The sequence below is a fragment of the Dolichospermum sp. LEGE 00246 genome (assembly GCF_015207865.1).
GTDB classification, from domain to species: domain Bacteria; phylum Cyanobacteriota; class Cyanobacteriia; order Cyanobacteriales; family Nostocaceae; genus Dolichospermum; species Dolichospermum heterosporum.
The window spans coordinates 1-5801 of the sequence record NZ_JADEWA010000353.1 but is presented as its reverse complement, the minus strand read 5'-3'; the positions used below and the strand labels follow the sequence as shown (position 1 = coordinate 5801).

General features: G+C 39.8%; 3 protein-coding genes and 1 pseudogene. 3 read left to right on the top strand and 1 reads right to left on the bottom strand.

Annotation, left to right across the window (positions count from 1 at the left end; all coding sequences use genetic code 11):
- Positions 1-114: 114 nt before the first annotated feature.
- Positions 115-1425: a glycosyltransferase gene (locus tag IQ228_RS19495; protein ID WP_035082641.1), complete on the bottom strand. Its 1311-nt coding sequence runs from the start codon at positions 1423-1425 to the stop codon at positions 115-117.
- 419 nt (positions 1426-1844) lie between these two features.
- On the opposite strand from IQ228_RS19495, the gene IQ228_RS19490 reads away from it, so the two are divergent.
- The 3 genes and pseudogenes from IQ228_RS19490 to IQ228_RS26780 all read left to right on the top strand — a co-directional run.
- A complete protein-coding gene (locus tag IQ228_RS19490; protein ID WP_027403678.1) occupies positions 1845-2507 on the top strand; it encodes a glycosyltransferase family A protein in 663 nt (220 codons plus the stop codon).
- 369 nt (positions 2508-2876) lie between these two features.
- Positions 2877-5528, top strand: a complete 2652-nt coding sequence (gene gyrA / locus IQ228_RS19485) for a DNA topoisomerase (ATP-hydrolyzing) subunit A (protein WP_027403679.1) — start codon at positions 2877-2879, stop codon at positions 5526-5528.
- 82 nt (positions 5529-5610) lie between these two features.
- A pseudogene (locus IQ228_RS26780) lies at positions 5611-5801 on the top strand (apolipoprotein N-acyltransferase); the annotation flags it as partial.

The window sequence follows — 5801 nt, the reverse complement described above, 5'->3', positions numbered from 1 at the left end:
GTTGGGGAGGTTGGGGAGGTTGGGGCGCAGGGACTGCGCCCTTTCTCACCGAGTCAGGAGGAAGAATTAGAGGGACGCAAGAATAATGTTAAATCTGGAAATTTTTAAGTTTTTCTAGGCTTTTATAAAGTAATTTATTCCCTCTACCAACATTGTTTCGATAATATCAGCCGCTTTTTTTAAACCGCCGCTTTTTTTTAAAGTATCTGATATCCGATTCGTGGCTTCTTGATAAGTAGAATCAGCAAGTAAACTATTAATTTTTCTCGTTACTTCATTACTATCAAATTTTTGTTTATTTAACTTTAAAGCAACTCCAATATCTACAAGACGAGCCGCATTATAATGTTGATCTCCAAAAAAAGGTAGAGCTAATATTGGTTTAGAAAAATACAAAGATTCGTTAATACTATTCATACCACAATGACTCACAAAAAGTACAACGTTGGCATGGGAAAGAACTGCTTGTTGAGGAACAAAATTTTCGATACGAAAAGAATCTGGCAAATCGGAAATATGATGATGTTGGTTTGCTGGTAAAGACCATAAAACTTTTAATTTAGTATTTTTTAACCCCGTTAATAAGGCTTTAAACTGCCATTTTTCAATATTTACAAGCGTACCAAAAGCAACATATATAATGCCATTTGTTCCTTGTTTATCGTCTAACCATTGACTTAAAGAAGAACTAAGAGATGGAGGTGTTTTCGGAAAAATTGGCCCTACCATTTGTACCCAAGAAGGTAATTCTCTAGAAATTTCAATGCCAAAAGATGTCCCGACTATGATTAAATTTTTATCGTAAAGATTATTTAACTTTTTATTATTAGTATAACTTTGGCGCACTTGATTCTGTTTATTAGTATTAATTATAACATCAGGTAGGGATAAAATTGGACTGAGAAAATTAAGACAGCGTTCCCATAAGTTCATGTTCATAGAATAAGATGTCCCGAACTGTGGATCTTTGCTACTTTTTTTGACAAAATTGCCTAAAAATCTAGTTTGAATAACATAAGGTATATTCATTTGTTGGGCTAAATCCATTGCTGGAATCACAGCACGATCAATAATTAATAGATCAGGATGATATTTTTCAAAAATAGGAATTAAACTTTTATACATGGGAGCATATAACTTGATAAAGTGTTGCCACATCATATTTTCACCACGTAAATTGTTTTTCTCTTGAGAAACATTTCCCCATAAATTTTCTGGTTGATTATCATTGTTATTTTCTGTTTCAGTTAGCCTAATTTCCCAAGGAATAAATTCAGCACCAGTTGTAGCTATCCAGTTCTTGGCAACTTCAGAAATAACAAATTTAACTGGATATCCTCGTTCAACTAGTTCTTGGGCGATCGCTATCATTTGATTGGTGTGTCCCCTTAATGGTAGGGAAACAAACATGATATTTTTTTTCATTGTTTTTAACTAAGTAGGTTGGCGTTGAAAATTGTCGTTATGGCAAGGGAACAGGGAACAGGGAACAGATAAGAACCTAAAGTTTCAGAATTTAAGGGACTTCCAATTAAAAAAATACCCAAAAATTTCTTGTGGTGCGGGACGAAAAGCCTGCTAATTATCAAGGACAGGCAAGGATGCCCATCCCACAAAATTGGGTAATTTATTTTTTGGTGTTCCCTAAAGCTAAGTTAAAAAAGGATGTTTTTAAAAGATGCGTAGCACGAAGTATAAAGCGTCCTTGCTTACATCTTACTATGAGTAAGGGTGGGTTTCTCCTGACTCCTGCTGTAAATCTTAAAGGTTAAAAATAGGCGAACCAAGGGTTATAATATGCGAATTATACCTAATTTCAGGGAACTTTTGTTCAACTTCAAAAAATGCCTAGTATAAATTTTGACCCCAAACCTAAAATCTCGATTATTCTATCTACCTACAATCGAGCAGAATACTTAAATGATTGCATAAATAGTGTGCTTCAACAAACTTTTCAGGATTTTGAATTAATCGTAGTTGATGATGGTAGTCAAGATCATACTTTTGAAATTGTCAATGGTTACTTACAAAAATTTAACAATATTCGTTATCTTAAACATCAAAATCGGAAATTAGCTTATGCCAGAAATGCGGGTATTCAAGCATCTTTTGGCGACTATATCACATTTCTTGACAGTGACGATACCTATAAACCCAATCATCTAGAGTCACGGTGGGAATTTATGCAAGCTAATCCAGAGATTGATTTGATTGTAGGTGGATGTGAAATTGCAGAAGAATTTTTTGTTGCTGATTATTTCCAACCTGATCAAGTAATTAACATTAGAGAGTGTATTGCGGGGGCAACATTTTTCGGAGAAAGACGCATATTTTTTGAATTAAAGGGATTTAATAATATTGCTTACGGAGAGGATGTTGATTTATGGGAGCGGGCGGAAAAAATCTTCAAAACTCATAAAATCAAAGAACCAGAAACCTATGTCTATACTAGAGCAGAAGATAGTATCACCAAAGTTTTTCTAGATGAAATTTCCTCTGCTAATTAACATATCCACTATCTAACTTTTGGGGTGAAATTGATAAGAAGATGGCAGTATTTGCCAATGTTTGCAGTTAGAGTTTTAAGTTGATTTTTTAAGCTGCATCTATAAAATATTCTGGATATTTTTATTTAGATAAGTTATTTTTAGATGCAATTAATTAATCGGATTTGTAAATTGTCGGCAATTATCTAGTCTATTTATGTAAGTTGGAGATTGACTATTTTGGAAGATTAGATAGTATTTGTGCGAATCGGGCGACAATATGTTAGAATTATAGCAAAATATGACAACTATTCAAAGTTAATTTGACATAATTTTGTCTTTTGTCAAGTTGAAAGCTAAAATCTACATTTTTTTGGAGTTTTCGAGTTTATGACAACCTCACAGGAGAGGATTATCCCGACGGATTTGCGAGGTGAAATGTCGCGGTCTTATCTAGAATACGCCATGAGCGTGATTGTAGGTCGGGCGCTGCCAGATGCTAGGGATGGACTCAAACCTGTGCATCGTCGCATCCTCTATGCCATGCACGAACTGGGTTTACTACATGATCGCCCCTTCAGGAAATGCGCCCGTGTGGTCGGGGAAGTGCTGGGTAAATATCACCCTCACGGTGACACGGCAGTGTATGATGCCCTGGTGCGGATGGCGCAGGATTTTTCCATGCGATCGCCTCTCATCAGTGGACATGGTAACTTTGGTTCAGTGGACAATGATCCGCCGGCGGCAATGCGGTACACAGAATGTCGTCTGCACGCCTTAACTAGTGTTGCCCTCCTCCAAGATATTGAAGCCGAAACCGTAGACTTTGCCGATAACTTCGATGGTTCTCAACAAGAACCCACAGTTTTACCCTCCCGCATTCCCCAACTGCTGTTAAATGGTTCTTCGGGAATTGCTGTGGGAATGGCGACAAATATTCCTCCGCATAACTTGGGAGAATTGATTGATGGATTAGTAGCCCTAATTCACAATCCCGAAATCACTGATATGCAGCTAATGCAGTATATTCACGGTCCCGACTTCCCGACTGGGGCGCAGATTTTGGGGGTGAGTGGCATTAAAGAAGCTTACACCACTGGACGCGGTTCAATTACCATGCGGGGTGTTGCCAATATTGAAACCCTTACCCAACGCAACCGTCCAGAACGGGAAGCAATCATCATTACCGAATTGCCTTACCAAACCAATAAAGCGGCATTAATTGAAAAAATTGCCGAATTGGTGAATGATAAACGCATTGATGGTATCTCCGATATCCGGGACGAGAGCGATCGCGACGGCATGAGAATCGTTATAGAATTAAAACGAGATGCCTATCCCCGCGTCGTTTTAAATAACCTTTATAAACAAACCCCCCTTCAAGCCAATTTTGGGGCAAATATGTTGGCACTAGTCAACAGTGAACCCCAAACCCTGAACCTCAAACGTTTCCTCAGCGTCTTCCTAGATTTCCGCATTCTCTCCATTGAACGCCGGACTCGCTATGAACTAAGGAAGGCACAGGAACGAGATCACCTATTGCAAGGTTTATTAATTGCCCTATCACGATTAGATGCAATTATTGTTTTAATTCGTCATGCACCGGACGCACCCACAGCCAAAGGGGAATTAATCACCACTTACGGACTGTCGGAAGTGCAAGCAGACGCAATTTTGCAAATGCAACTACGCCGATTAACAGCCCTAGAAGCTGATAAAATTCGCCTCGAACACGACGATTTACAACTTAAAATTAGCGATTTAGAGGATATTTTAGCCAGACGGGAACGGGTGCTAGAAATCATTCAAACGGAAATCAGTCAAATTAAAACCAGCTTTGCCACACCCCGGAGAACAGTAATTACTCATGGGGAAGGAGACATAGATGATATTGACTTAATTGCTAATGAAAAGGCAATTATTCTTGTCACCGAACAAGGTTACATCAAACGGATGCCGGTTAACACCTTTGAATCTCAAAGCCGCGCCACCAGAGGCAAAGCCGGGGCAAAAGTCAAAGATGATGATACCATCGAGCATTTCCTCACCTGCTGCGACCATGATAGTATTTTATTCTTTAGCGATCGCGGAGTCGTCTACTGCCTGAGAGCATATCAAATTCCCGTGAGTTCGCGCACCAGTCGCGGCACACCCATTGTGCAAATGTTGCCCATTCCCAAAGAAGAAAAAATTACCTCCATTGTCCCCGTAGACGAATTTAGCAGCGAAGAATATCTCGTCATGCTCACCAAAGGCGGTAACATCAAAAAAACTGTCCTAGAAGCATTTAGCCACATTCGCGCCAACGGATTAATTGCCATATCCTTAGAAGAAGGCGACCAACTGCGCTGGGTCAGAAGAGCCAGAGTTGAAGACAGCATAATTATCGGCTCACGTCAAGGTATGGCTATTCACTTCCGCTGCACCCATGATCAACTGCGTCCCCTGGGGAGAGCCACTCGTGGTGTAAAATCCATGAAACTCAAAAACAAAGACGAACTCATCGGTATGGATATCCTGCCAGCAGCTATTCTCGACACCTTGGACACAGGTACAGAAGCAGAAATCGAAGAAACTGTAGAAATCGAAAATAGCGAAGAAACCGCAGAAATTCTAGAAATTGTAGAAACCGCAGAAATTGCCGAGATCGAAAATAGTGAAGAAATCGTAGAAGTCACCAACACCAACAGTATTGGACCTTGGGTATTAGTCATTACCATGGGCGGTTATGGTAAGCGCGTTCCCGTTTCCCAATTCCGACTGCAAAACCGTGCTGGACAAGGTTTAATGGCTACCAAATTCAAAAACCGCAAAACCAAAGACAAACTCGCCACCTTAAGAATTGTTAACAGCGACGACGAAATCATGATGGCCACCAATCGTGGTATCATTATTCGTCAAGCCGTCAATGCCATTTCTATTCAATCAAGATCAGCTACTGGAGTTAAAGTGCAGCGTCTAGACGAAGATGATGCCATTACTGGAGTTGCAATTGTTCCCCCCGACACAGGAGATAATGGGGAGCTAGAAGAAGCAGAATAGACAATTAACAATTCACAAGATCCCCGACTTCTCTAAGAAGTCGGGGATCTGAATTCCTTTAGGTACTTTAGGACACTAGGAGATGATCAAACTCGGACAGCAAAAGATATCCAGACTCATTATATATTATACTTTATTTTTTCTCAGTGGCATACTCATGGGAGTAACCGTAGCCCCCATTGGTGCATGGTTTCTAGCCTGGATTGCCCTTGTTCCCTTGTGGCTATTAGTTATTAAATATACATCCAAAACAGATCCCCCTACCCCCTGCCC